This window comes from Chromatium okenii (assembly GCF_002958735.1).
Lineage (GTDB): Bacteria > Pseudomonadota > Gammaproteobacteria > Chromatiales > Chromatiaceae > Chromatium > Chromatium okenii_A.
This window is the reverse complement of the sequence record NZ_PPGH01000018.1, coordinates 55,769-80,557: the sequence shown is the minus strand read 5'-3', so window position 1 is coordinate 80,557 and position 24,789 is coordinate 55,769. Positions and strand designations below refer to the sequence as shown.

General features: G+C 53.4%; 25 protein-coding genes and 4 pseudogenes. 12 read left to right on the top strand and 17 right to left on the bottom strand.

What is annotated here, in order from left to right; all coding sequences use genetic code 11:
- The first annotated feature begins 18 nt into the window (after positions 1-18).
- Together CXB77_RS03455 and CXB77_RS03450 are read left to right on the top strand one after the other, a co-directional pair.
- The gene (locus tag CXB77_RS03455; RefSeq protein WP_105072798.1) at positions 19-603 is read left to right on the top strand and encodes a hypothetical protein; all 585 of its coding nucleotides are present in this window, start codon (positions 19-21) and stop codon (positions 601-603) included.
- Positions 582-1,064, top strand: coding sequence for a hypothetical protein (locus CXB77_RS03450; protein ID WP_146108669.1), 483 nt, complete (start codon positions 582-584; stop codon positions 1,062-1,064). The genes CXB77_RS03455 and CXB77_RS03450 overlap by 22 nt, the downstream gene beginning before the upstream one ends.
- A gap of 29 nt (positions 1,065-1,093) precedes the next feature.
- Here CXB77_RS03450 and gloB read toward each other — a convergent pair whose 3' ends face one another.
- Entirely contained in the window at positions 1,094-1,870 is a 777-nt protein-coding gene (gene gloB / locus CXB77_RS03445; protein ID WP_105072796.1) for a hydroxyacylglutathione hydrolase, read from the bottom strand.
- 35 nt (positions 1,871-1,905) lie between these two features.
- On the bottom strand, positions 1,906-3,171 hold the full coding sequence (locus tag CXB77_RS22820; RefSeq protein WP_105072795.1) for a L,D-transpeptidase: 1,266 nt from the start codon (positions 3,169-3,171) through the stop codon (positions 1,906-1,908).
- A 136-nt stretch (positions 3,172-3,307) separates the two neighbouring features.
- Here CXB77_RS22820 and CXB77_RS03435 point away from each other — a divergent pair, with 136 nt between their 5' ends.
- From CXB77_RS03435 to dcm, 6 genes and pseudogenes are all read left to right on the top strand, one after another.
- A complete protein-coding gene (locus CXB77_RS03435; RefSeq protein ID WP_105072951.1) occupies positions 3,308-4,579 on the top strand; it encodes a metallophosphoesterase family protein in 1,272 nt (423 codons plus the stop codon).
- The gene (locus CXB77_RS03430; RefSeq protein ID WP_105072794.1) at positions 4,579-5,466 is read left to right on the top strand and encodes an ATP-binding protein; all 888 of its coding nucleotides are present in this window, start codon (positions 4,579-4,581) and stop codon (positions 5,464-5,466) included. Before CXB77_RS03435 ends, CXB77_RS03430 begins: the two co-directional genes overlap by 1 nt.
- Positions 5,466-6,713, top strand: a complete 1,248-nt coding sequence (locus CXB77_RS03425) for a YhaN family protein (RefSeq protein ID WP_105072793.1) — start codon at positions 5,466-5,468, stop codon at positions 6,711-6,713. Before CXB77_RS03430 ends, CXB77_RS03425 begins: the two co-directional genes overlap by 1 nt.
- A gap of 41 nt (positions 6,714-6,754) precedes the next feature.
- A complete protein-coding gene (locus CXB77_RS03420; RefSeq protein WP_105072792.1) occupies positions 6,755-8,560 on the top strand; it encodes a hypothetical protein in 1,806 nt (601 codons plus the stop codon).
- Complete coding sequence (locus CXB77_RS19525; protein WP_105072791.1) at positions 8,467-9,030, top strand: ATP-binding protein; 564 nt, start codon at positions 8,467-8,469, stop codon at positions 9,028-9,030. Before CXB77_RS03420 ends, CXB77_RS19525 begins: the two co-directional genes overlap by 94 nt.
- Before the next feature lie 67 nt (positions 9,031-9,097).
- A pseudogene (dcm, locus tag CXB77_RS03410) lies at positions 9,098-10,374 on the top strand (DNA (cytosine-5-)-methyltransferase); the annotation flags it as partial.
- Between the two features lie 19 nt (positions 10,375-10,393).
- Here the strand turns inward: dcm and CXB77_RS03405 are convergent.
- From CXB77_RS03405 to aroQ, 13 genes and pseudogenes are all read right to left on the bottom strand, one after another.
- Positions 10,394-10,906 (bottom strand): hypothetical protein, encoded by a 513-nt coding sequence (locus CXB77_RS03405; protein WP_146108667.1) that lies wholly within the window; start codon positions 10,904-10,906, stop codon positions 10,394-10,396.
- The gene (locus tag CXB77_RS03400; RefSeq protein WP_242445394.1) at positions 10,861-11,469 is read right to left on the bottom strand and encodes an aminotransferase class I/II-fold pyridoxal phosphate-dependent enzyme; all 609 of its coding nucleotides are present in this window, start codon (positions 11,467-11,469) and stop codon (positions 10,861-10,863) included. Before CXB77_RS03400 ends, CXB77_RS03405 begins: the two co-directional genes overlap by 46 nt.
- Before the next feature lie 175 nt (positions 11,470-11,644).
- Positions 11,645-11,934, bottom strand: a pseudogene (locus tag CXB77_RS20985) (threonine-phosphate decarboxylase); the annotation flags it as partial.
- Between the two features lie 90 nt (positions 11,935-12,024).
- Positions 12,025-12,578 (bottom strand): annotated as a pseudogene (scpB, locus tag CXB77_RS03390) (SMC-Scp complex subunit ScpB).
- Positions 12,559-13,395 carry a segregation and condensation protein A gene (locus CXB77_RS03385; protein WP_172452509.1) on the bottom strand — a complete coding sequence of 279 codons (837 nt, stop codon included), beginning with the start codon at positions 13,393-13,395 and terminating at the stop codon, positions 12,559-12,561. The pseudogene scpB and the gene CXB77_RS03385 overlap by 20 nt, the downstream one beginning before the upstream one ends.
- 15 nt (positions 13,396-13,410) lie before the next feature.
- Positions 13,411-14,628, bottom strand: coding sequence for a tryptophan--tRNA ligase (locus CXB77_RS03380; RefSeq protein WP_105072787.1), 1,218 nt, complete (start codon positions 14,626-14,628; stop codon positions 13,411-13,413).
- Between the two features lie 24 nt (positions 14,629-14,652).
- A complete protein-coding gene (locus CXB77_RS03375) occupies positions 14,653-15,336 on the bottom strand; it encodes a site-2 protease family protein (RefSeq protein ID WP_105072786.1) in 684 nt (227 codons plus the stop codon).
- Between the two features lie 9 nt (positions 15,337-15,345).
- A pseudogene (locus tag CXB77_RS03370) lies at positions 15,346-15,968 on the bottom strand (L-threonylcarbamoyladenylate synthase).
- Positions 15,969-15,981: 13 nt separating this feature from the next.
- A complete protein-coding gene (locus tag CXB77_RS03365) occupies positions 15,982-16,872 on the bottom strand; it encodes a PHP domain-containing protein (RefSeq protein ID WP_105072785.1) in 891 nt (296 codons plus the stop codon).
- A 171-nt stretch (positions 16,873-17,043) separates the two neighbouring features.
- On the bottom strand, positions 17,044-17,922 hold the full coding sequence (gene prmA / locus CXB77_RS03360) for a 50S ribosomal protein L11 methyltransferase (protein WP_105072784.1): 879 nt from the start codon (positions 17,920-17,922) through the stop codon (positions 17,044-17,046).
- Positions 17,923-17,931: 9 nt separating this feature from the next.
- Positions 17,932-19,272 carry an acetyl-CoA carboxylase biotin carboxylase subunit gene (accC, locus tag CXB77_RS03355; protein WP_105072950.1) on the bottom strand — a complete coding sequence of 447 codons (1,341 nt, stop codon included), beginning with the start codon at positions 19,270-19,272 and terminating at the stop codon, positions 17,932-17,934.
- Between the two features lie 72 nt (positions 19,273-19,344).
- A complete protein-coding gene (gene accB / locus CXB77_RS03350) occupies positions 19,345-19,803 on the bottom strand; it encodes an acetyl-CoA carboxylase biotin carboxyl carrier protein (RefSeq protein ID WP_105072783.1) in 459 nt (152 codons plus the stop codon).
- On the bottom strand, positions 19,790-20,266 hold the full coding sequence (gene aroQ, locus CXB77_RS03345; protein WP_105072949.1) for a type II 3-dehydroquinate dehydratase: 477 nt from the start codon (positions 20,264-20,266) through the stop codon (positions 19,790-19,792). Before aroQ ends, accB begins: the two co-directional genes overlap by 14 nt.
- Positions 20,267-20,395: 129 nt before the next feature.
- Between aroQ and dusA the strand changes: the two genes are divergently transcribed.
- The 3 genes from dusA to fliS all read left to right on the top strand — a co-directional run bounded on the left by dusA (position 20,396) and on the right by fliS (position 22,297).
- The gene (gene dusA / locus CXB77_RS03340; protein WP_277949342.1) at positions 20,396-21,385 is read left to right on the top strand and encodes a tRNA dihydrouridine(20/20a) synthase DusA; all 990 of its coding nucleotides are present in this window, start codon (positions 20,396-20,398) and stop codon (positions 21,383-21,385) included.
- An 87-nt stretch (positions 21,386-21,472) separates the two neighbouring features.
- Positions 21,473-21,799 carry a flagellar protein FlaG gene (locus CXB77_RS03335; protein ID WP_105072781.1) on the top strand — a complete coding sequence of 109 codons (327 nt, stop codon included), beginning with the start codon at positions 21,473-21,475 and terminating at the stop codon, positions 21,797-21,799.
- Positions 21,800-21,868: 69 nt separating this feature from the next.
- Positions 21,869-22,297, top strand: coding sequence for a flagellar export chaperone FliS (gene fliS / locus CXB77_RS03330; RefSeq protein ID WP_105072780.1), 429 nt, complete (start codon positions 21,869-21,871; stop codon positions 22,295-22,297).
- Here the strand turns inward: fliS and CXB77_RS03325 are convergent.
- Positions 22,294-23,385, bottom strand: a complete 1,092-nt coding sequence (locus tag CXB77_RS03325; RefSeq protein WP_105072779.1) for a phosphoserine transaminase — start codon at positions 23,383-23,385, stop codon at positions 22,294-22,296. The genes fliS and CXB77_RS03325 overlap by 4 nt on opposite strands.
- 7 nt (positions 23,386-23,392) lie before the next feature.
- Positions 23,393-24,586, bottom strand: a complete 1,194-nt coding sequence (locus CXB77_RS03320) for an ATP-grasp domain-containing protein (protein WP_105072948.1) — start codon at positions 24,584-24,586, stop codon at positions 23,393-23,395.
- A gap of 73 nt (positions 24,587-24,659) precedes the next feature.
- Here CXB77_RS03320 and CXB77_RS22815 point away from each other — a divergent pair, with 73 nt between their 5' ends.
- Positions 24,660-24,785: a hypothetical protein gene (locus CXB77_RS22815; protein ID WP_277949338.1), complete on the top strand. Its 126-nt coding sequence runs from the start codon at positions 24,660-24,662 to the stop codon at positions 24,783-24,785.
- Positions 24,786-24,789: the final 4 nt, after the last annotated feature.

Below are 24,789 nucleotides of genomic sequence, written 5' to 3'. Positions count from 1 at the left end.
ACCGAATGAGATTGACACATGAACCAACGCAGTTGTGCGCTTGATTACACCGTTTGGCATGATGATTTTTTCCCTCCATCAACTTTCAAGCGCAGTGTAGTGCGAGCAGCAGGAATGCTGGCACTATTTCTGATTTGGGTCGCGTTAAGTGTATTGATTGCCGTAGGTTTAATGCACTTGAATTTTAGTCTGGAAACGGCAGGTTTTTTAGCAGTGATGATACCGCCCGGAATCGTGGTAATGCTCAATATCGTTGGCGCATTTAATCGCCCGCGTGGACAAACTAACAATTTGAAAAAATTTCGGAAATGGATTTTAAGTGCCGCCGGACAACGTCACGGATTGCAGCTTATACATTTAGCAGAAATGCAAGTGCCAGACAATTGCCATTTACGCATCATTGTTTCCAGTGAATGGCTGCGTCAATCACCAGAAAAACAATTGGCAGATATTAATTATTGGTATGTGTTATGGAATTGGTGTCGCGATGAAGGCGGTATTCACAGCGAATTAGAATTAACGGTGATAGATGCTGTTGAGCAATGCGTTGGTGCGGCGCATTCGCGTGACGGTGGAATGCGATGGATAGCAATACAGCCATGACATGGCGAATGGCAGTGCTGAAATGGAGTGGCGGGATTTTACTATTTTTCGTGCTCTCGATGAGCGGAATGGCGATATTGATGTTTTGGGATGGTTATCAATTGGAGCGTGAGCTACAGCGGCTTGCTGCTTCATTCACCGCAAATGGTTCGCCATTTACGATTCCATTGCCCGCAGATCGTATCGTTCTGCTCACTTCTCATAAAACGAATTCCAATGTGATTTGTGCGGCAATTCACATCAAGCAAGGCGTGGTGCGATCAGCACAAATTGGCGGAATAAAACAAGCGGTCGTATTTCATCAAGGCGTTGATCTCAATCAGGCAGCAGAAGCCCTTACTGTTTGTAATCAATGGCGGATAACGCTGATGGCGAATTGGAGTTTTTTGAAAGGCGAAATCACGATCAATTATGCAGGAACGCAGATTACAGAAATTGGTGTGCCGCGCCTGTGGGATTGAATTAACAGGATAAAGCAAGGTTTTTTAATTCAATCATATTCACGATCTTTCCACTGGCGCAAGGCAGTAAAGACTTCAACTGCGGTATTTAATTTTTGTCCGGCAGCACGTTCTGCCGCAGCAATGACTTCCGGTTCATTGATGCGCAAAAATGGATTGGTGGCTAATTCCAGCGCCAGCGATGAAGGTATTGTTGGCACATTCATCTCGCGCCGCGCTTGCTCGGTAATCAATCGTTCCGCAATTGCTGCGCTATTCGGTTCAACCCATTGCGCAAAGCCGAGATTATCTAAGGTGTATTCATGGGCGCAATAACACATTGTGTCCTTGGGCAATGCCGCCAATTGCGCCAGCGACGCTGCCAATTGCGCATGAGTACCATCAAACACGCGCCCACAACCCGCTGCGAATAACGTATCTCCGCAAAACAGCCGACCTTCGCCCAAATACGCCAGATGCGTTGACGTGTGACCGGGCACGGCGAGCACTTCAAAATGCGCTTCTAAACCAGCCAGTTGCAGGTGATCACCACCGTTTACGCGCTCCGTGACCTGCGGAATGCGTCGATCATCTGCGCCATACACCCGCACCGCCGGAAATGCTGCCTGTAACTGGTCAACGCCGCCGAGGTGATCGCGGTGATGATGCGTGAGCACAATCGCCGTCAAAATCAGCTGCGCGGCAGCCAGCGCAGTGAGCACTGGCTCCGCCGCGCCCGGATCGACCACCGCAGCATGGGCGCTGCCGTCGGTTAGCAACCAAATGTAGTTGTCGGTAAACGCAGGCAGCGGGCGAATGTGCAGCATGATCTTGATCTTAATGGCAATTCAGCGAATACGCATTATTGCGCTGGCGCTGCTGGAGTTGGCGGCGTTTCCGGCGCTGGTGCTGGCGCAGGTTCCGGTTTGGGCGCTGGCGCAGGAGCTGGTGGCGCGACCGGAGCTGGTGCTGCAACAGGTGCAACTGGCGCCGGTTCCGGTTTTGGAGTTGGCGCAGGAGCGGCGGGCGGTGGTGTCGGATTTACGGGTGCAGCAGGAGCAGGCGCTGGTTTCACTGGCGTTGCAACGTCAGAAATTACCGCTGGTGTTGCTGCAACTGGCGGAGTTGGCTGCTGCGGGGCAACGCTCGGAGTTGGCGGCGTGGGCGCAACGGCATTTGGTGTTTGGTTATTTACTGCGACGGCTGCGTCACTGGATGCAGCTGGGACATCCACTTTGGCGATTGTGGCAGGTTTATTCGCTTTCGCAGCAGCGATGCGCCGTGCTCTGGCTTCACGCGCCGCAGCCGCAGCTTTGGCTTTATTTGCTTCGATGCGCCGCCGTTCATTGGCTTGTGCCGTTTGTTGTGCGACCTGCTGCGCATTCGCAGCGCGTTGTTTCGCCGCGTAATTACCGTAACTTGGTCCGCCGCCAGTGATCGATACTGACGTGCCGATGGACACGTGATTGAACAACACCGGCGCAAGTTGGCTAGGCATCCGAATACAGCCATGCGACGCAGGTTGTCCCGGATTGGGAATCGGTCCAGCGTGAAGACCGACGCCATCGCCAGTTAAGCGCATGAAAAATGGCATGTGCGCTCCTTCAAAGCGCGAACCTTCTGGAATCCGATCGCGTCCCATCTTGGCGTTGGTGCGCACCACTGAACCGCCTCGACCAACCACTTTGCCGTACAGATTGGAACGTTTGTTTTCAACCTTTTCCAATACATTGAATTGACCAGTCGGCGTGGGGTAATTGGACACCCCAGTCGCCACCATGCTCCAACCGATTTCAGTCTCACCGGCATAAAACCGCGCTTTCTGTTTATCGGTATCGACCACGATGCGCGACACATGCCGCCCATTACCATTCCATTCAAATAGCGCACTCGGTTTGAGTTTGATCTCTTTGATCGGCTCTTCTGGCGGTGGCGTTTTTTGATCACCAGTGACCGTCTCCGGCGTAGTTGGCGGCTGCTCCGCCACCACCGGCTCCACTTTTTGGAGCTCAGGTCTGACCATTTGCGACAAACCATTGCAGGCGATCAAGCTCGGAATGAGTGCCAAGCCACAGACCAAGCGGAATTGGCGCGAATAAAAAAAAGCGGGGGGAGTGATCTCAGTCATCGTTTGTTCTGCGCAACAGCGCGAATACCATTGTGATTTTTCAATGCGGCAAGGATAACGCGGGAATGCGTTGCTGACACTATCATGTCAACATGCTCAATGTTTTCAACAGACAGCGAATGATGAGGAAGCGGCGTTGAAATTGATTCATGCAGCAGACGTGCATCTCGATAGCCCATTACGCGGCCTTGAACGTTACGACGGCGCACCGCTTGAAGAATTGCGGGGTGCGACCCGACGAGCGTTTGAGAATCTCATTGCGCTGGCGCTGACTGAAGCCGTCGATGTCGTGCTGTTGGCTGGCGATCTTTACGATGGCGATTGGAAGGATTATCGCACCGGTTTATTTTTCGCTACGCAGATGGCGCGGTTACACGAAGCCGGAATTATCGTGTTCATCATCGCTGGCAATCACGACGCCGCCAGTCAAATCACCCGCATTCTGCGGCTGCCACCAAATGTACACATCTTTTCCACGCAACGACCGGAAACGCGCATTGTTGAAGCACACGGGCTAGCGGTGCACGGTCAGGGGTTTGCGACTCGCGCTGTCACTGACGATTTAACCCGCAATTACCCGCTGGCGCAGTCGGGATTATTCAACATCGGTTTATTGCACACCTCGCTGGATGGTCGCCCCGGTCACGAAACCTACGCCCCGTGCAGTCTGAACGGACTGCGCTCGCGGGGTTACGACTACTGGGCGCTCGGTCATGTGCACCGCCGCGAAATTCTCACGCAAGACCCGTGGATCGTATTTCCCGGCAATTTACAGGGTCGCCATGCCCGCGAAACCGGCGCGAAAGGCGCAATGCTGGTGCAAGTGACGGACGGAACGGTCGATAGCGTTACCTTTCATCCGCTGGACGTGGTGCGCTGGGCGCAATGCCCGATTGATCTCACGGACGCAACCACGTTTGAAGAACTTGATCAGCGGCTGGAATCTGGACTGCGCAGCGCACTTAATCACGCGGACGGTCGCCTGCTCGCAGTGCGAGTGCAATTCACTGGACGTTCCGAGCTGCATCCGCAATTGCAAACGCGCCAGCAGCAACTCATCAATAACGCCCGCGTATTAGCGAGCAGCATTCACTCCAGCGATCTGTGGCTGGAACGACTGGTGCTTGACACCACCAGCACTGCGCCGCCTCCAGCGTTGGGACGCAATGACGCGCTTGGCGGACTGGTGCAAGCGATTCGTGATCTGGAACTTGATCAAGAGCGACTCGCGGAACTCGCCAAAGAAGTGACCGAACTCAGTGATTCTCTGCCTGCGGAATTGCGCAGCGGCGACGATGCCTTTGATCCCATTCAACCGCAGGTACTACACGCCTGTTTGGAAGACGTGAAGGCGCTGTTATTTGAACGGCTGCTCGAACAAGACCGTGATTGCGGAGTGGATGACTGATGAAAATTCTTGAGCTTTATCTACGCGCCTTTGGTCCGTTTACTGATGGTCATCTTGATCTCAGCGGCGGCGAGCACGGTTTACACATCATCTTCGGTGCCAATGAAGCCGGCAAAAGCTCCGCACTCCGCGCTCTCCGCGCTCTGCTGTTTGGCATTCCCGAACGCTGTCAAGACAACTTCCGTCACACCAATCCCAACCTGCGCATCGGCGGACGTTTTCGCAGCGCCAGCGGTCAAGAATTGCACTGCTTCCGTAAAAAAGGACGCAAACAAACGCTGCGTGATGCACACGACACGCCACTTCCTGATGACGCGCTGGCGCAGCTGCTCGGCGGCGTGGATGAACGGATGTTTGAACGGCTGTTTGGCATTGATCACGACAATCTCATCAGTGGCGGGCTGGCGCTGCTCGCCGAGCGCGGACGCGAAGCTGAAGCACTGTTTGGCGCAGGCTTGGGTGGCGGCAATTTGCACGCCGTGCTCAAACGTCTCGATCAAGATGCTGTTGAACTCTTTTCGGCGCGGCGTGGTTCCAGCAGCCGCTTGATTAACCAGCAATTGAATCAGTTTGCCGAATTAGAACGCCGCCAGCGTGAACTTGCGCTGTCGGCGCGACAGTGGGATGACATCCGCAAAGCGGTTGAGCTGGCGCGAACGCGAGTGCTGGAACTGGACGCTGCGTTAACTGAAGCCTCGCGCCAGCGCAGTCGTTTGGAACGCATTCGGCGCACCTTGCCCAATCTCGCTCGCCGCGAGCAATTGCTGGCGCAACTGGCGGAATTGGGCGATCTGCCGCAGCTCTCCGCAGATTTTGGACAGCGCCGAGAAGCAGCGTTATTTGAACGGCTGCTCGAACAAGACCGTGATTGCGGAGTGGATGACTGATGAAAATTCTTGAGCTTTATCTACGCGCCTTTGGTCCGTTTACTGATGGTCATCTTGATCTCAGCGGCGGCGAGCACGGTTTACACATCATCTTCGGTGCCAATGAAGCCGGCAAAAGCTCCGCACTCCGCGCTCTCCGCGCTCTGCTGTTTGGCATTCCCGAACGCTGTCAAGACAACTTCCGTCACACCAATCCCAACCTGCGCATCGGCGGACGTTTTCGCAGCGCCAGCGGTCAAGAATTGCACTGCTTCCGTAAAAAAGGACGCAAACAAACGCTGCGTGATGCACACGACACGCCACTTCCTGATGACGCGCTGGCGCAGCTGCTCGGCGGCGTGGATGAACGGATGTTTGAACGGCTGTTTGGCATTGATCACGACAATCTCATCAGTGGCGGGCTGGCGCTGCTCGCCGAGCGCGGACGCGAAGCTGAAGCACTGTTTGGCGCAGGCTTGGGTGGCGGCAATTTGCACGCCGTGCTCAAACGTCTCGATCAAGATGCTGTTGAACTCTTTTCGGCGCGGCGTGGTTCCAGCAGCCGCTTGATTAACCAGCAATTGAATCAGTTTGCCGAATTAGAACGCCGCCAGCGTGAACTTGCGCTGTCGGCGCGACAGTGGGATGACATCCGCAAAGCGGTTGAGCTGGCGCGAACGCGAGTGCTGGAACTGGACGCTGCGTTAACTGAAGCCTCGCGCCAGCGCAGTCGTTTGGAACGCATTCGGCGCACCTTGCCCAATCTCGCTCGCCGCGAGCAATTGCTGGCGCAACTGGCGGAATTGGGCGATCTGCCGCAGCTCTCCGCAGATTTTGGACAGCGCCGAGAAGCAGCGTGGTCGCAACGTGCCACCGCATTTGCCAGCCAAGCCAGTGCGCGGGAACGCGATCAAGTGTTGCAACAAAAAATCGTTGCCGTGACCGTGCACGAGGATTTACTCGCTGAAGCGGAGTTGATTGACAGCCTGTTGGAACGGCTCGGCAGTCATCGCAAAGCCGCCTTGGACCGCACTCGACTGGTCGCAGATCGCAACGGATTTAATGCACAAGCCGCTGCGCTGCTGGCACAAACCCATCCCGCGTTGACTTTGGCTGACGCGCCCAGCCTGCGTCCGTTACTCAATCGCCGCCGTCGTGTGAGCGAACTCGGTGATCAGCGGGGCGCACTCGCTGCCGCAGTCGCGCAAGCGCAGCATCAATTCACACGCACCACGCAGCAGCGAACGGCTGCGCACTGCGTTAACTGAATTGCCGATCAGTCAACCGTTGGACGGGTTGCGTCACGCGCTTGACGCTGCTCGCGGCGCTGGTGATTTGGATCGCGCCATCGCGCAGGCGCAGGCACAACAACAGCGCGGATGATGAATGCCAACGCGAATTGGCGGCACTGGGTTTGTGGACGGCTGATCTTGACGCGCTGCGGCGAGCGCCGTTGCCCAATGCGCCCACAATTGAACGGTTTATCAAACAATTTCAGGAGCTTGATGATGCACAACGCAGCGCGGAAACCACGCATTCGGAGCTGCGTTCCCAACTCCGGCAGATTGAGGAAACGTTACGGGCGTTGCAGCTCGTCGGCGCAGTGCCGTCAGAAATGGAGCTGGCGCAGGCGCGTCATCAGCGCGATCAACTGTTGCAGCAGTTGAAAACGCTGCTGTTTGCCAGCGAACCGCGCTCGCGGTCGGCAGTCGCTAAACCAGCGGAATTCAGTTTGAGTCAAGCGCCCGCGCCGGCGCTCGCTGCTGCGACGAAAGCCGAGAAAACTGCGTTGGCGAAGCAGGTGGAATTGGCGGTGGCGGAAGTCGATCAGATTGCCGATCGGTTGCGCCGCGAAGCCCAGCGCGTCCACGACCAAGCGACCGCTCAGGCACGACGCGAATCCTGTACGCAGCAACTGCGCGATCTCGCGCAAACGTTGGCGCTGCAACAGGAACAACGCGAGTTGTTGGCGCAATCATGGCTGGCGCTGTGGTTGCCCTGCGGCGTGGAGCAGCCGCTGCCGCCGCGTGAGATGCAGTCATGGTTGCATCGCGCCAATCGGTTGCGCGAGCAGGCAGCACAAGCCGATGAACAACGTGCGGCGTTAACCGAATCAGAAAACCTGTCACGCGGTCATGTGCGGGCGTTGGCGGCAGCGTTGGAAGCCGTGGACGCGCCAGCAACCTTTTGTACTTTTGGGGAAATTGTGGCGCAAGCCGAAATGCAGTTGACCGCTCGGACGGAAACCGAACGGCGGCGAGCGCAGTTGGAACGTGAATTAGTGACGCTGCAAGATGCGCAGCAACGGCTGGCGCTGGAAGTGGAACGCACTCAAGCCGCTCGGAATGCGTGGGCGAGCGAGTGGTCAGCATTGATGATCGAGCTGGGTTTGCCCGCCGATGCCAGCCCGGGCGATGCGTCCGATCATTTGAAAACGTTAAACGATTGTTTGCATCAACTACAGCAAGCTGAGGGGTTAACAGGCAGGATCACTGGCATTGATCACGATGCGGCGGCATTTCAAGGCGAAGCCAACGCGCTATTAACGCGATTAGCACGGGATTTGTTGGCGCGTCCGCTGGCTGACGGAGTCATGCAGTTGCATCAGCGGTTGGGCAAACAGCGCGAAGATCGCAGTCGTGTCGATGAATTGTTGCGGCAATCGCACAGCACGCAAACGGAAATTCAGCAGGCAGCAGCGACGATTCAGGCAGCGGACGCAGTGCTGGCGGAGTTGTGCCGCGAGGCGCGTTGTGCTGATCCAACGGCGCTGCTCGTGGTGGAACAACAGGTGTTGACGCAGCGCAATGTGCAGAAGCAGCTTCAGGATGTGGAAGAAGCGTTGATGGCTGCCGGTGACGGATTGGGCATTGACGCGCTGCGCCATGAAGCAGCGAAGGTGGAGCGCGACACCGTGCTGGCGGAATTGACAGCGCTGGAATTGCGAATTAACAACGACTTGCGTCCGCAGCAGTTGCGTTGCTGGAGGCAAAAGTCAATGCCGAACGACAGTTTGCGGAAATGGAAGGCAACAATGTTGCAGCGCTGGCTGCCGAAGAAATGCAGGCGGTGCTGGCAACTTTGCGGGTGCAAGCGGAGCGTTATGTGCAATTGAAATTAGCAGCAAAAATTCTCCGCGATGAAATTGAACGCTTTCGGCGCACACACCGCGATCCAATTCTAGCCTGTGCCAGTAGTTATTTTGCGCAATTAACCTGCAATGCGTTTCATGCAGTTGAAAGCGGTTTTGATGATGCAGAACAACCGATTTTAGTCGGGCAACGCGCTAATGGAGAGCGATTACACGTTGAAGGCATGAGTACCGGAACCCGCGATCAATTGTATTTGGCGCTGCGCTTGGCAAATTTAGAACATCATTTGCAAGGAACCGAGCCGTTGCCATTTGTAGATGACATTTTAATTCAGTTTGATGATGCGCGAGCGCGGGCAACAGTCGATGCGCTAATGACTTTTTCAGCAAAAACGCAGGTCATTTTATTTACGCATCATCAACAAGTGATCGCACAGGCGCAAGTGCTTGATCCAAGTGGTCAAAAAGTGTGGTGCATACGCTGTGATGTTTGATTACAGTCGTGTGGCGACTGATTTAATCACATAAAAATAAATCACATGATTAGAATTTGTAGATTTATTTGCGGGCATTGGCGGAATGCGCAAGGGATTTGAATTAGCGTTAACTAAACACAACATAAAAAGCCGTTGTGTACTTTCCAGCGAAATAGACCAAAATTCGCAGGAAACCTATTCGCTCAATTTCAATGAAACGCCCAACGGTGATATTCGCTTAATCGAAGCACTTCCCGAACATGATGTGCTTTTAGCTGGTTTTCCCTGTCAAGCATTTTCTTATGCAGGTAAACAGAAAGGTTTTGCGGATACCAGAGGCACACTTTTTTTTGAAATTGAAAGATTGATTGCTGCCTCTGAACACAAACCCAAACTAATCTATTGGAAAATGTCAGAGGTTTTACAACGCACGATAACGGGAGAACTTATGCAACAGTTATTTCTAAATTAGAATCTTTGGGATATGGCATCAAATCTTTGTTGCTAAATAGCTCCAACTTTAATGTGCCACAAAACAGAATTAGAATCTATTTAATCTGTTCTTTAGGAGGTGAACCTATTCTTTCCATTGAATCCGATTTAGGTGCTACTGATTCTCATGCTTTCAAAAGAAAATCATTTCAATCAGATTTGTTTTCTACACCAAAGAAATGCAAATGCGTTAAGGATATTTTAGAGCCAACAGTAGAAGCTAAATATCATTGTTCAGAAACATTTTGTAATCAGTTATCTAATGTCTTGAATGACCAATCATACGACAAACTGCACGGAGTAAGATTGATTGATCATCGCGGTGGAAACTCGCTCCATTCGTGGGATTTAGGAATAAAAGGTGAGTGCACAGATGATGAACGTGCTCTAATGCAGGCGATCATCAGTAATAGAAGAAAAAAGCATTTTGGAATGGCGCAAGATGGAAAAGAACTCACGCATGATCAAATTAGCACATTTTGGAATCAATTAAATCTTAATGCTCTGTTATCATCTTTAGTTGCAAAGGGTTATCTTCGTTTAATCAATGGAAAATACAATCCTACTTGCGGCAATATGTCTTTTGAAGTATTTAAGTTTTTAGACCCAGAAAGCGTTTCTATCACTATCGTAGCGAGTGATGCGCATCGTTTGGGTATTGTGCAGAATGGAATGCCGCGAAGAATTACGCCGCGTGAATGCGCAAGGCTCCAAGGATTTCCTGATGATTTTATATTGCACCCAATTGATTCATGGGCGTATCGGCAGCTTGGTAATTCGGTATCAGTTCCAGTCATCACTGCCATCATTGAAAATTTAATTGATAACGCGCACCAATTATTTGCTGCAACTCCGCGTATTCGCAGTTGAATCAACTGGAGTAATTGCGTTATTGTTGCAATTGAGTCGCAATATCGCGCACCAGCGCAGCAGATGTTCCATGTATGCGAATTGCAATACCCAATTGGGCGCTGGCGATGGTCATTCCGACGAGTGCTGCCAGTTCAAAATTGCCGTGATGAAGTTGATGATAAACATCGCCGCTGAAGCAATCACCATGCGCCAGCGGTTTTTTTATTGTTGAGTTGGAAAAAGTGCCAGTAATTAAAATGTTACGCTGCGCTAATTTGGCACGTTCCACTGCATGACGACCAACGCTGAGAGCAACATCAATGCGGTGTTTATCGCAGTGCTGCGTATTAAAATGATGATGAATTAATTCAACATCGCAATCCAGATAATCGTGCTGCCATTGAGTGACTGCCGATTCTAATTCACTGCAAAAGGCAATGATGCGTGCACGCGGTGCTGTAGTGACCACTGCGGGCGCAGCAGGCACGTTCAACCAATCCGGTTTCACTCGTGCACAAGCGCCGCCAGCGCCAAACTCAATCGCTGCCACTCGCTGGCATCACCCGGCAACCCAAAGCGCAAACTTGCCGATTCCGCAAAATGGCGCACCAAAACTCCCTGTTGCGCCAACGCAACGTAAATCCGCGCTGCATCTGCGCGTTGCACCCATTGAAACAGCGCCGTTCCGCCAGTCGGCATCAGTCGGTGATAACTGAGCAATTTCGCCAAACGCGCTGAGGCATGAGGCAGCGCGTCGCGGGTGGTAACTTGCCAAATTGCATCGGTCAGCGCGTGACGGGCAATCCATCGCGCTGCGTGGCACAGCGTCCACGGACCGAGCTGCATCTGCGCCTGCGTTTGTAACTCCTCGTCAGCACACAGAAATCCCACTCGTGCACCCGCCAGTCCAAAAAATTTGCCCAGCGAACGCAACACGATTAAACCGGGGCGAGGGAGATACGGCAGCAGGCTGTCATCCGGCGTGGCATCCATAAACGCTTCATCCACAATCAGCCAGCCGCCATGCGCTGCCAACCGTTGATGCCAATCGAGCAGGGTTGCCACTGACCACTGGTGTCCGGTGGGATTATTGGGATTGATGACGACGAGCACATCCAACTGCTCGATAAATCCCCCAACCCCCCTTTGCTAAAGGGGGGCTTTGCGATGCAAAGGGATGTCTCTTGGATTGGTCAAATTTCGCTCAGTTCAAGCACCTGATGATGCCATTCTCCCCCCTTAGAAAAAGGGGGGCAGGGGGGGATTGGTCAAATAAATCGGCATCGCTCAGTTCAAGCACCTGATGACCCGCTCGCCGCCATGCGTGGGCGTGTTCTTGATAACCAATCGCAGGAACACCAACGCGACTGCGTGGGCGCAGCGTGGGTAAAACTTGAATCTGCCTGCGAACCGGCTAACGGCAGAGGATTTTCTGCGATGCTGTAATAACGCGCCGCAGCGATTTCCAATCCGTCGTCATCTTCTGGCAAGCGTTGCCAGACTGCTAACGGCAGCGCGGAACCGGCCAACTGTGCGGATTGATCCAGTCGAAAGATCAAGCCAGCTCGTCAACGGAATGCCAAATTGTTCAGCAGCTTGACGCAACCGTCCGCCGTGTTCGGGCGGTGCGATGCTGGAAATACGTGGTTGGTCGATCATGGCGTTATTTCAAAGTGGCGGAATCAGGGTGAGCGGCAACGGTGCGCTGGGTTCAGCTAATTTCGGTAAATCGTTGAGCGAGCGCAGCCCGAAGTATTCCAAAAAAGTGCGGTGGTGGCGTAGAGCGCCGGATGTCCGGGCGTGTCACGATGCCCGATGACGCGCACCCATTCCCGTTCAATGAGCGTTTGCATCATGCTGGTGCTCACCGTCACGCCGCGCATGTCCTCAATTTCGCCCCGCGTGATCGGCTGGCGATAAGCAATCAGCGCCAGCGTTTCCAATAAAGCGCGGGAATAACGCGGCGCACGTTCATCCCACAGCCGAGCGATCCACGGCGCAATTTCAGTGCGTACCTGAATCCGAAATCCTCCCGCAATTTCCGCGATTTCAATGCTGCGCGTTTGATAATCCGCCGCGAGTTCGGCGATGACGGCACGGATTTCATCAGGTTGCGGACGTTCATCGTCAGCAAACAGCGCCCGAATTTGCGCCAGCGTGAGTGCACCGCCGCTGGCAAATAATGCAGCTTCGACGATGTGTTTAAGCGGAGGCGTGGTCATCGGCAATGATTGGAGTGGGCAATGAAGCAATACGCAATTGCACCTGAATTGGTGCAAATGGCGCAGTTTGTCGCAATTCTAGCAGGTTGGATTTCAGCAATTCGAGCAGCGCCAAAAAGGTGACAACGACGCCAGCGCGTCCTTCACGGTAATCAAATAACGCATTGAAATGATGCGTCATTCCGTCGCTCAGTTGATTGAGCACTTCAGCCATCCGTTCGCGCAGTGACAACGATTCTCGCGTGATGCGGTGTTGCGTCAGATGATCGACTCGCGTCCACACCTCGTGCAGTGCAGCGACCAAATCCTGCAAATCAACATTCGGCAATTTTCGTTGCACTGCGCCGGGCGGTGGTGCGGCGTGAACCGTAAACAGATCGCGCTCCAGTCGTGGACGCGCATCGAGTTCAATCGCGGCCTGTTTAAAACGGGCGTAATCCTGCAACCGAGCGATCAAGCTGGCGCGGAGATCATCTGCGCTGGGTTCGTCAACGGTGCTGGCGCGAGGCAGCAGCAGCCGCGATTTGATTTCGGCCAGCGTGGCGGCCATCACCAAATAATCCGCTGCCAATTCCCAGCGCAGCGCCGTCATCAGCTCCATGTAGGCGAGATATTGCGCGGTGATGTCGGTGATTGAAATGTCCAAAATATCCAGATTTTGGCGTTTGATGAGATACAGCAGCAGGTCGAGCGGCCCTTCAAACGTTTCGAGAAAAACCGAAAGCGCGTCCGGCGGAATGTACAAATCCTGCGGCAGCGCCAGCAGTGGCACACCCGCAATCTGCGCCAACGCCGGTGATGCAGCAGACGTGTTCAAAATCTCAACCGGGCGTTACGCCATGACCAATGACATCGCGTGACGCACTTCGTCCAGCGTCTCGCGGGCTACTTCACGCGCCCGTTCACAACCTTCGTTAAGCACGCTGCGCACCAATTCCGGCTGCGCTTCATATTCCACCGCTCGCGCTTGCATCGGCAGCAATTCTGCCAACACGCCGTCGATAATCGGCTGTTTACATTCGAGGCAGCCAATGCCCGCCGAGCGGCAACCGGTTTGCACCCAGTCGCGCACCGCGTCGTTGGAATACACCTGATGAAATTGCCAGACCGGACATTTTTGCGGATCGCCAGCATCAGTGCGCCGCACTCGCGCCGGATCAGTTGGCATGGTGCGCAACGCTTTTTCCACAACGGCTGGCGAATCGCGCAGCGCGATGGTGTTGTTGTACGACTTTGACATCTTCTGTCCATCCAAACCGGGCATCCGCGAGGCTTTGGTCAACAACGGCTGCGGCTCCGGCAAAATCACGCGCCCGCCACCTTCCAGATAACCGAGCAGCCGTTCACGGTCAGCAACCGTGAGATTGCCCTGTCCTTCGACCAGCGCCCGCGCTATTTCCAACGCTTCACCGTCGCCCTGTTCCTGATAACGCCGTTTGTGGGTATCAAATAACTTAGCGTTTTTCTTACCCATTTTGCGCTTGGCATCTTCAGCGCGTTCCTCAAAACCGGGTTCGCGTCCGTACAAATGATTGAAGCGCCGCGCTACTTCGCGGGTCAGTTCAACATGCGCAACCTGATCTTCACCGACCGGCACTTGCCCGGCTTTATAAACAAGAATGTCGGCGCTTTGCAGCAGCGGATAACCGAGAAAACCGTAGGTCGCTAGATCGCGTTCTTTCAATCGTTCCTGCTGATCTTTGTACGTCGGCACGCGCTCCAGCCAGCCCAGCGGCGTCATCATCGACAGCAGCAGATGCAGCTCGGCATGTTCGGGAACCCGCGATTGCACGAAAATCGTCGCCGAACCGGGATTCAAACCTGCTGCCAGCCAATCAATCACCATTTCGCGGGTGCTGTTGGGAATGCCAGTGGGATCGTCGTAATGCGTGGTCAGCGCGTGCCAATCGGCGACGAAAAAGAAGCATTCGTATTCGTGCTGCAATTCGAGCCAATTTTTGAGCACGCCGTGATAGTGACCGAGATGCAGTCGCCCGGTCGGACGCATTCCCGAAAGTACTCGCGCATGTTGTGCAGAAACAGAGGACATAAGCTGAACTTTTCTCGCGTTAACTCAATGAAAAAACAGCGCGTTTACAATTTCAGCGCCCGGCAGCAGATTGACGATGCCCGTCACCACTGGCATCAGCACCGAACCCAGCAATCCCGTCATCAATAACATCAGCAAAATGATCAAGCCGAACGGTTCGGCGCGATAAAACCAACCCGCTGCGCGTGGCGGCAAAATTCCGGTCATCACGCGCCCGCCGTCGAGCGGCAGTAGCGGCACCAGATTTAACGCCATCAAAAATAGGTTCACCACCACGCCAGCCGCGCTCATGTGCGCCAGCGTGGTTGCCAATCCATTGCTCACCAGCGCCAGCATTGGCGCAGTGATTATCAGCAGCGACCACGCCAGCGCCATCAGCAAATTCACTGCCGGACCGGCCAGCGCCACCAATGCCATATCGCGGCGCGGCTGGCGCAGGCGATGCGGAGTCACCGGCACGGGTTTTGCCCAGCCAAAGAGCAGCCCGTGCAAAAACACGAAAGTCAGCGCCGGAACGACAACCGTGCCAACTAAATCAACGTGTTTAATCGGATTAAAGGTGACGCGCCCCAACTGCTGCGCCGTCGGATCGCCCAAACGGTTGGCAACCCAGCCGTGCGCTGCTTCGTGGACGGTAATCGCCAGCAACACCGGAATCGCCAACACCGCTGCAAACTGTAAATAATTGATAATCTGTGCAAATTCCATAAGTTCTCGTTATTCCTCAAAAAGTGTGGCATCGCCTTTGCCACGACGGATTAGCAGCGGCGGCTCGGCGGTCATATCGACCACGGTGGTTGGTTCCAACCCGCAAAAACCGCCGTCGATAATTAAATCACATGTTTATCCAGCAGTTCGCGCATTTCATACGGATCAGTCAGCGGCTGCTCGGCGTTCGGCATAATCAGCGTGGTACTCAAAATCGGCTGATTCAGTTCACCCAGCAATGCGCGACAGATCGTGTGATCGGGAACGCGAATGCCAATGGCTTTGCGTTTGGGATGCAGCAACCGGCGCGGCACCTGTTTGGTTGCTTCATAAACAAAGGTGTAGGGACCGGGCGTGAGTGATTTCAACAGTCGAAAGGCTTGGTTGTCGATGCGGGCATAAGTCGTGATTTCCGACAAATCGCGGCAAATCAACGTGAAATTGTGTTTGTCATCGAGCTGGCGCAGTCGACGAATGCGCTCCATCGCGGCTTTTTCGCCGATTTGACAACCGAGCGCGTAAGAAGAATCAGTGGGATAAACCACCACGCCACCTTCCAGCAGAATTTCCACGGCACGACGAATGAGTCGGGTTTGCGGATTATCGGGGTGAATTTGAAAAAATTGCGCCATCTCGTTGTTATCTCTAGGATTCTGTGTTCATCCGTGCGGGCGCAACTGGAAGTGAAGCAGCGTCACTCAGTGACCACGTCTGCCAAATGGGCGTGCAATCGTTCGGTAACGGCGGCAAGCGTCCGAGTTGTAACCAAGTATGTTCTGGACTGTGAAAATCGGAACCGACGGAAGCGAGAAGCTGCTGGGTTTGCGCGTGAACAGCGAAATTCAGCACTTCATCGCGGCTGTGCGTGCTGGTGACAACTTCAATGCCAGTACCGCCGTGTTCTCGAAATTCACCAATTAATTTCAATAGTTGGGTACGAGTGAGGCGATAACGTGCAGGATGCGCAATCACTGCTTGACCGCCAGCAGCATGAATCCAACCGACTGCGGTTTCCAGCGTCGCCCATTGCCCAGCCACATGTCCGGGCTTGCCATGCACGAGAAATCGCCTAAAAACTTCACTGTTATCAAGAGCCAAACCGCGTTTCACCAACAGGCGGGCAAAATGGGTGCGACCGATCAGTGTGCCATTGGAAAATTCTCGTGCTCCTTCATAGGCATCTGCGATGCCATGTTTTGCCAAACGTGCACCAATTTCTTCAGCACGCCATGCGCGAAATGTGCGCAATTCCGCCAAACCGGTTTGTAACAACGGTTGCTTGATGTCAACGCGCAATCCGACGATGTGCACGGTGCGCGAATTCCACGTCACCGAAATTTCAACGCCGGGAATCAAGGTGATTCCTTCTGTCTGCGCAGCGACGACCGCTTCAGCAATGCCTGCGGTGGTGTCGTGATCGGTGAGTGCCAACACGGTCACGCCTGCGGCAGCGGCGCGGGTGACCAACGCCGTTGGCGTCAAAGTGCCGTCGGAAGCAATTGAATGGGTATGGAGATCGTAGATTTGCTCGCTCATTGCGCTAGTTTACCTGTTTTGCGCAAAAGAGCCGTCAGTGAAAATGGTTTATCAGTGCACGGCGCTGGCAGTAACGCCACGAGCTGGCGCTTTTCCGAATGATTGTAGGAGTTACGCAGTCATGGATGCAAATTATTGATTTAGTTGATTAAAACGGCTTTAGGCATCTCACTATTTTTTCTGCCCATAAATCAACGCCCATTCCTCGCGCAAGCGCGTTGACGCAAGTTCAATCTGCTGGGCATAAGCGGCACGGACACCGTCCACTTGGTCAGCAAGAACACCAGACAACACTAAATCGCCAGCCGGTCGTAACAGTCCGATCAAACGCGGCGCCAATGTAATTAACGGTCCAGCGAGAATGTTCGCCAGCACCGTATCCACCAACTCCGCTGGCAATTCCTCCGGCGCGTAAATCTCCAACCGCTCCGCAACACCATTGGCTGCCGCGTTATCGTGGGTTGCCGTCAACGCTTGCGGATCGTGATCGACCGCAATTGCCCGCGCTGCGCCCAGTTTCAATGCCGCAATCGCCAAAATTCCCGAACCGCAGCCAAAATCAAGCACCGTTTTTCCGCCCAGCGCCGCGCCGTCAAGCCATTCCAAACAGAGCGCAGTCGTGGCGTGATGACCCGTGCCAAACGCTAATCCGGGATCCAACGCCACAATTACGGCATTTGGATCATTCGGCACTTGCCCGTGCGGACACACCCACAGCCGCTGCCCGAACCGCGTCGGTTTGAAAGTGTCAAGCCACACGCGCTCCCAAACTTGATCTTCAATCCGCTCGATTTTGGGCGTAGCGCCAAGTTGCGCGGTGAGATGCAGCGCTAGCCGCTCAACCACTGCCTGCGTTTCTGCATCGCTATCAAACAGCGCCGTCACTGTCACCACCGACCACAGCGGCGTTTCGCCCGGCGCAGGTTCCAATTGCGGCTCATCGCCAGCGTCGCCGAGCGTGACCGACAACGCCCCCGCTAATTCCAAATTGAGCGCAAAGGTTTCCGCCTGTTCACGGGCGACATCGAATGAAAGTTGTAACCAAGGCATGAGTTGAAATTACATTCCCAATTTCTTTTCGAGGTAATGAATGTTGGCACCACCAGCAAGGAAGGTTCCATCACGCAAAATCGCGCGTTGGAGCTTGATATTGGTATTGATTCCTTCAATCACGGTTTCGCGCAGCGCATTACACATTCGCGCAATGGCTGCTTCCCTATCTTCGCCATGCGTAATTAACTTTCCAATCATCGAATCGTAATAACGCGGCACGGTGTAGCCAGAATAAATATGCGTTTCTAAACGCACTCCGGGACCGCCTGGCGCATGAAAATCGGTAATCTTACCGGGGCACGGCATAAAGGTTTCCGAATCCTCTGCGTTAATTCGACATTCAATTGCATGACCACGCATCACAATATCGCTCTGGCGATAGCGCAGCGGTTCTCCAGCAGCAATTAAAATCTGCTCTTTGACAATATCAACGCCCGTCACCATTTCCGTTACCGGATGCTCAACTTGCACCCGCGTATTCATTTCGATGAAATAAAACTGCCCGTTTTCATACAAGAATTCAAAGGTTCCCGCGCCGCGATAACCAATAGTGCGACACGCAGCTGCGCAGCGTTCGCCGATTTCACGGCGCTGGGTTTCAGTGAGGCCGGGCGCAGGCGCTTCTTCCACCACTTTTTGATGACGGCGCTGCATTGAACAATCGCGTTCACCGAGATGAATCGCGTTGCCCATTTGATCGGCAAGAATTTGAAATTCAATATGGCGCGGGTTTTCCAAATACTTTTCCATGTACACCATATCGTTATTAAACGTAGCCGCTGCCTCAGCTTTAGTCAATGAAATCGAATTGAGCAGCGTTGCTTCTGAATGCACCACGCGCATTCCACGTCCGCCACCGCCACCAGATGCTTTAATAATGATTGGATAGCCAATCTCGCGGGCGAGTTCAATGGTGCGTTTTTTATTCTCATCCACCGGACCATCAGAGCCGGGAACACAGGGTACTCCGGCAGTTTTCATTGCCGCAATTGCCGATACTTTATCGCCCATTAAACGAATAGTTTCTGGGCGAGGACCAATGAAAATAAATCCTGACCGCTCCACGCGCTCGGCAAAATCAGCGTTTTCCGATAGGAAACCATAGCCAGGATGAATGGCGACCGTATCAGTCACTTCAGCGGCGCTAATAATGGCTGGCACATTCAAATAACTTTGCAGTGAAGCAGCGGGACCGATACACACGGATTCATCTGCCAATAACACATGTTTTAAATCGCGGTCAGCTTCGGAATGAACGGCGACAGTTTTAATGCCGAGTTCGCGGCAGGCACGCAAAATGCGCAGCGCAATTTCGCCACGATTGGCGATTAGAATCTTCTCAATCATTGCAGCCATGAGCAGGTATCTTTGAATTAGGAGATGACCCGTTTACTGTGAGTAAACGGGCAGAAAAGCCATTTATTCAACAACAAACAGCGGCTGGTTGTATTCGACCGGCTGACCATTTTCAACCAAAATGCGCTTGACCGTGCCCGGCTGCTCGCATTCAATTTGATTGAGAATTTTCATCGCTTCAATAATGCACAGCGTGTCACCAGATTTAACGATTTGCCCTTCTTCAATAAAGGGTTTTGCACCTGGCGAAGGAGCGCGATAAAAGGTGCCAACCATCGGCGAATGCACGATATTTAATCCGGCTAATGGATCTTCATCTGGCGCAGCAGGTGTGTTCAACGCGGCGGGCATATTCATTGGCATCTGCGGCGACATCTGCATTTGCGGCATGTAATAAGGCATGGCGGGTGCGCTACCGTGACGGCTGATGCGCACCGATTCTTCGCCTTCGTGGATTTCAATCTCCGCCACGTCGGATTGCTCCAACAGCTCGATCAGTTTTTTAACCTTACGGATGTCCATGATTATCGTTCTCATTCATGTGGTTTTGCGCCAAGCGCGAGAGCGCAGCGCGTAATGCCAGCGCATAACCTTCAGCTCCGAGTCCGCTGATAACGCCCACTGCAATATCGGAAAAATACGAGTGAGCGCGGAATGACTCGCGGGCGTGCACATTGGATAAATGCACTTCAATGAAGGGTAATGCGACAGCAAGCAAAGCATCGCGCAGCGCGACGCTGGTGTGGGTGAAAGCGGCGGGATTGAACAGAATAAAGCGCACTCCTTCCAATGGAGCGCGATGAATCGCGTCAATCAATACGTATTCGGCGTTGCTTTGTAGAAAATCCAGTCGATAACCCGCAGTCTGCGCCGTTTGTTCCAAATCGCGTTGGATGTCAATCAGCGTGGTTTGACCATAATGTCCCGGTTCGCGGGTGCCGAGTAAATTCAAATTCGGTCCATTCAACACCAAGATCGCGGTCATCGCAGTTTTCGCCTGAACAAGCAATAGTGAAAGGTTGGCGCCAGTTCGCAGCGAACGGCGACAAATCGCGGCAAATTGTGCGCATATTACGGAATGTTGTCTAGTGATCGAAACCTAACCGCCAGCATGATGGATCATTCAATGCACAACTTTTCTCGCCGTTTATCCGTTGCCCCAATGTTGGATTGGACGGATCGCCATTATCGGTATTTCGTTCGCCTCATCACGCGACACACGCTGTTGTATACCGAAATGGTCACGACTGCCGCATTGCTGCATGGCGACCGCAATCGTTTACTGCGCTTTGATCCTGCGGAACATCCGCTGGCGTTACAGCTCGCCGGTTCCAGTCCGGCGGCGCTGGCGCAATGTGCGCGAATTGGCGCGATTTGGGGTTATGACGAAATCAATCTTAACGTCGGTTGTCCGTCAGATCGGGTGCAAAGCGGACGTTTTGGCGCCTGTTTAATGGCAGAACCGCAGTTGGTTGCCGAGTGCGTCGCCGCGATGAAAAATGCAGTCACGCTGCCGGTGACGGTGAAAACGCGCATCGGGATTGATGACCGCGACAGTTACGGTGAATTGCTGGATTTTGTGGGAGCGCAGGTTGATGCTGGTTGTGATGCGCTGATTGTGCACGCCCGCAAAGCGTGGCTTAAAGGCTTGAGTCCAAAAGAAAATCGTGATGTGCCGCCGCTGCGTTACGACGTGGTGCGCCAGCTCAAAACCGATTTTCCCGCGCTGTCGATCACCATTAACGGCGGCATCACCACGCTGGCGGCAGCGGCGGATTTTTTGACCACGCTCGACGGCGTGATGATTGGGCGCGAGGCCTATCACCATCCTTGGCTGCTCGCCGATGCCGATCGACTGATTTTTGGCGCAATTTCACCGCCAATCACCCGCGAAAACGTGCTGGAGCAGTTTTTACCCTACGCCGCCAAGCAGTTGGCACAAGGCGTTCCGTTGAGTGCGATGAGTCGCCATCTGCTCGGTTTATTTCAGGGACAGCCGGGCGCCCGCGCTTGGCGGCGGCAGATTAGCGACAACGCTCATCGCCCAAATGCTGGTTTGGCAGTGCTGGCGCTTCATCGACAACTCACTGATTCAAAGGAATAAGTAAGCAAAGACATCAGGAATTTAAGAAACTGCGCCCTTGGCCGTTAGTCTTAACCAAGCGTGGTTAGCCCGATTGAGGGGTTTCAAATGAACGATGCAATCTCAATTCTGACCGTATTTAAAACCGTATCTCTTGAACATCGGGCGATAACAAATGCTGCGCTGTTTAATGCGTCCCATTCGTTTACAGAAGCGGAAACCACGCCGGTGACAATCAATAGCACATTCGGGCAGTCATTCGGTATGCAACAAGCCATCAAATCCATTCAAGGGTTATTGCAGAATCATCAGCGCGAATTGGTTTTACGCCTGAATGAAGATGTTGGGTTGATCACGATTACCGTAGTGGATCAAGAGCGCCAGCAAATCATTCGGGAAATTCCGTCAGAACAAGCGTTAAAGCTCATTGCATAACCGTCTTTTAACCATTGAAAATATTTTCGTTTTATTCCTTTTAACCGCTCATTTGGAGTGATAAACATCATGTACGCGATGCGCAAAGAACTCAATCAATATCGCCAAACAGGTCATTTGGCAGAGGTGACGGTTGCCGATCCTCATCGGTTAATTCAAATGCTGTTTGAGGGTGTTTTAGAACGCATCGCAGTAGCGCGAGGCGCAATGGAACACGGCAACATTCGCTTGAAAGGTGAAAAAATTAGTCAGGCGATTACTATTCTTAATGGGCTGCGTTCAATGCTCGATCACGATCAAAATCGTGAATTGGCGAGTAATCTGGATGCGCTGTACGAATACATGGCATTGCGTTTAGTACAGGGCAATGCGCGGAATGATGCGAGTGCATTGGATGAAGTCATTCGTCTGCTGCGCGAGATTAAAGCCGGTTGGGATGGCATTCCCGAAATGTTGCGCCGCACTGCTGCGCCGCAGCAGGTTGCCGTTGCGGGTTAAATACGGCGTGCAAAATCCACCATGAATTGACACAGTGCGGCGACTGCTTCATTGGTCATCGCGTTGTAAATTGAGGCGCGAATACCGCCGAGTGAACGATGTCCTTTCAAGCCGCTAAAACCATATTCAGCGGCTTGCTGTAAAAAATCCCGCTCTAATTCAAATGTCGGCAGCGTGAATACAACGTTCATTAACGAACGGTGTTCTCGCGCTGCATGACCGCAATACATTTCTGCATGTTCATCAATGACTGCGTAAAGCATCGCAGCTTTAATGCGATTGAGCGCATCCATTTGCGCCAACCCACCAATATCATGCAGCAGCCAGCGCGTGACCAATAACGTTACATAAATCGCCAACACCGGCGGCGTGTTATAAATCGAATGCGCTGCAAGATGAGCGCGATAATCCAGCATTTCAGGTAAATTATTTGGCGCTTGTTCGAGCAGCTCACGGCGAATAATGACTAATGTCACACCAGCCGGACCGAGATTCTTTTGCGCGTGCGCATAAATCAATGCGAAACGGCTGGCATCAAATGGACGTGACAGCATATCGGATGACATATCGCACACACGCGCTACTGCATCATCACCAATCAATTCATGGAATTGAATGCCTTCCACTGTTTCATTCGAGACATAATGCAAATAAGCGGCATCTTTTGAATAGGATAATTCCGCTGCCTTGGGTAAATTTCGAAAGCCGTTTAATTCGCCATCCCATAAAATACGCACCGCACCTTCTAATTGCGCTGGCGGAATTGATTTGCTGCTCCAATAACCGCTGCGCACGTAATCAGCAACGCATTGGCGCTGCCGCAATAACAGCATGGGAATCATTGAAAATTGCAGCGTTGCGCCGCCTTGCAATAACAGCACTGCGTAATTGGCGGGCAGATGCAGTAATTGCGCAATGTTGCGCTCGGTTTCTGCCACCACCTCGGCGAACCAATCGGAGCGATGACTGATGCCCAGCACCGATAAACCGACTTCCGGCACTTCCGCAATGGCTTGCTGCGTTTGCGCCAGCACCGTCGCTGGCAATACACCCGGTCCGCCAGAAAAATTCAGAGCATTGCGATTCATGGCGTATTCACGCTGGCGCTGCGACGTTCGCAGCAGTTAATAGCAGCTTGCGGAATGCGGCAAATAAACGCTGCATTGCTGGCTGTTTATACGGGAATAGCGTCACATCATCCAATGCGTGTACGACCATCGCGTGATCAACCTCGAAAATCAGCAAACGACCATCGGGCATTTCCGCGCAATCAATACCGAAATAATCCAAACCCATTCGCGCATTGATCGCTGCCAGCGCCGTGCCGTGTCGTTGTGCGAAATCCTCAGCAAACTGCGCCATAAACGCTGCTTCTTCGGCGCGTTTCGCCATACTTTCCGTCATGCCCGCGTTGAGATAATGAATCATCCAATCGGCAGAAATGCCCAGATGCACAGCGAATGGCTCGCCACCAATGAATGCGACGCGATATTTGCGGAATTGCCCATCGCTGCTGCGGTAATCAATAAATGGCGCAATGAAAAAATCATCGCCGGGCAAATGCGGCAATTGCGCTGCAAGTGAATTGGCATCAATGGTTTGCGTGAGTGCGTAACCGGCATGAGAATCAATTGGACGCACAATCACTGGAAAGCGCAGCTCTGGTAATTGGCAATCCGCTGGCGACGCGCCAGCCGCGAGTTGTGTCAATTCTGCTCGCGTGACTTGCCACGTCATCGGCATTAATACGTTCGGCAATTGTTGCAACTGCTGCGCGGCGACATCGCGGGCGAGGTTGGCGATTCGCTGCGGCGCGTTGAGCACCGGCACGGACCAATGTGCCAAATGCGTGTGCCATGCCGCCAGCAGCGGACGATTGACGCTGGATTCGCCAATCGCCACAAACAGCAGATCATGCTCCGGCAAATCAGCAGGCAATTCGGCGCTGACGTAATACAACTGCAATTCAATATCCGATTGTTCTAGCAAGCATTCCAGCGGCACATTTGCCATCAATTCGCCCGGCGCGACCAGCGCCAGCAGGCGCAATTTCACCGGCAAGGCAGCCGGAATTCGGTAGCAGCGACACAGCCGCAACGCCTCTTGCTGCAACTGCTGGGCGACGGTCGGTTGCCCGCGAAACTGCATGATGATCGCGGCATCGAGCAGCGCGGCAGCTTCATCGGGATGCTGCGCGGCGCGTTCCAACAGCGATTGACCCAGCGGATTGAGGTCTTCACCAGCGAGATAACGGCGCATCAGCGCGGCCAAACCGAGCACGGTTTGCATGATAAAAATCCTGTTAAAACAACGTTTAATGTGTTCAATCGTGCGGTGTCGCTGCGACTGGAGCGGAATTTGATTGTCGGCCGCACGTTGTATCACTGCAAGCTGCTCGCCAACCTCGGCATTTCCGCCGTCACTCAAGTTTGGACGCGGTGCGGCCGAAATCTGTCAAGAATCCAGTACGACAGTAGCCGATGACTGACGAG

Coding starts and splice junctions, on each gene's coding strand:
- CXB77_RS03455 (WP_105072798.1), top strand. CDS start 19: ATGAACCAACGCAGTTGTGCGCTTGATTACACCGTTTGGCATGATGAT.
- CXB77_RS03450 (WP_146108669.1), top strand. CDS start 582: ATGGATAGCAATACAGCCATGACATGGCGAATGGCAGTGCTGAAATGG.
- gloB (WP_105072796.1), bottom strand. CDS start 1,870: ATGCTGCACATTCGCCCGCTGCCTGCGTTTACCGACAACTACATTTGG.
- CXB77_RS22820 (WP_105072795.1), bottom strand. CDS start 3,171: ATGACTGAGATCACTCCCCCCGCTTTTTTTTATTCGCGCCAATTCCGC.
- CXB77_RS03430 (WP_105072794.1), top strand. CDS start 4,579: ATGAAAATTCTTGAGCTTTATCTACGCGCCTTTGGTCCGTTTACTGAT.
- CXB77_RS03425 (WP_105072793.1), top strand. CDS start 5,466: ATGAAAATTCTTGAGCTTTATCTACGCGCCTTTGGTCCGTTTACTGAT.
- CXB77_RS19525 (WP_105072791.1), top strand. CDS start 8,467: ATGGAAGGCAACAATGTTGCAGCGCTGGCTGCCGAAGAAATGCAGGCG.
- CXB77_RS03380 (WP_105072787.1), bottom strand. CDS start 14,628: ATGTCCTCTGTTTCTGCACAACATGCGCGAGTACTTTCGGGAATGCGT.
- CXB77_RS03375 (WP_105072786.1), bottom strand. CDS start 15,336: ATGGAATTTGCACAGATTATCAATTATTTACAGTTTGCAGCGGTGTTG.
- CXB77_RS03365 (WP_105072785.1), bottom strand. CDS start 16,872: ATGAGCGAGCAAATCTACGATCTCCATACCCATTCAATTGCTTCCGAC.
- prmA (WP_105072784.1), bottom strand. CDS start 17,922: ATGCCTTGGTTACAACTTTCATTCGATGTCGCCCGTGAACAGGCGGAA.
- accC (WP_105072950.1), bottom strand. CDS start 19,272: ATGATTGAGAAGATTCTAATCGCCAATCGTGGCGAAATTGCGCTGCGC.
- accB (WP_105072783.1), bottom strand. CDS start 19,803: ATGGACATCCGTAAGGTTAAAAAACTGATCGAGCTGTTGGAGCAATCC.
- aroQ (WP_105072949.1), bottom strand. CDS start 20,266: ATGACCGCGATCTTGGTGTTGAATGGACCGAATTTGAATTTACTCGGC.
- dusA (WP_277949342.1), top strand. CDS start 20,396: ATGGATCATTCAATGCACAACTTTTCTCGCCGTTTATCCGTTGCCCCA.
- CXB77_RS03335 (WP_105072781.1), top strand. CDS start 21,473: ATGAACGATGCAATCTCAATTCTGACCGTATTTAAAACCGTATCTCTT.
- fliS (WP_105072780.1), top strand. CDS start 21,869: ATGTACGCGATGCGCAAAGAACTCAATCAATATCGCCAAACAGGTCAT.
- CXB77_RS03325 (WP_105072779.1), bottom strand. CDS start 23,385: ATGAATCGCAATGCTCTGAATTTTTCTGGCGGACCGGGTGTATTGCCA.
- CXB77_RS03320 (WP_105072948.1), bottom strand. CDS start 24,586: ATGCAAACCGTGCTCGGTTTGGCCGCGCTGATGCGCCGTTATCTCGCT.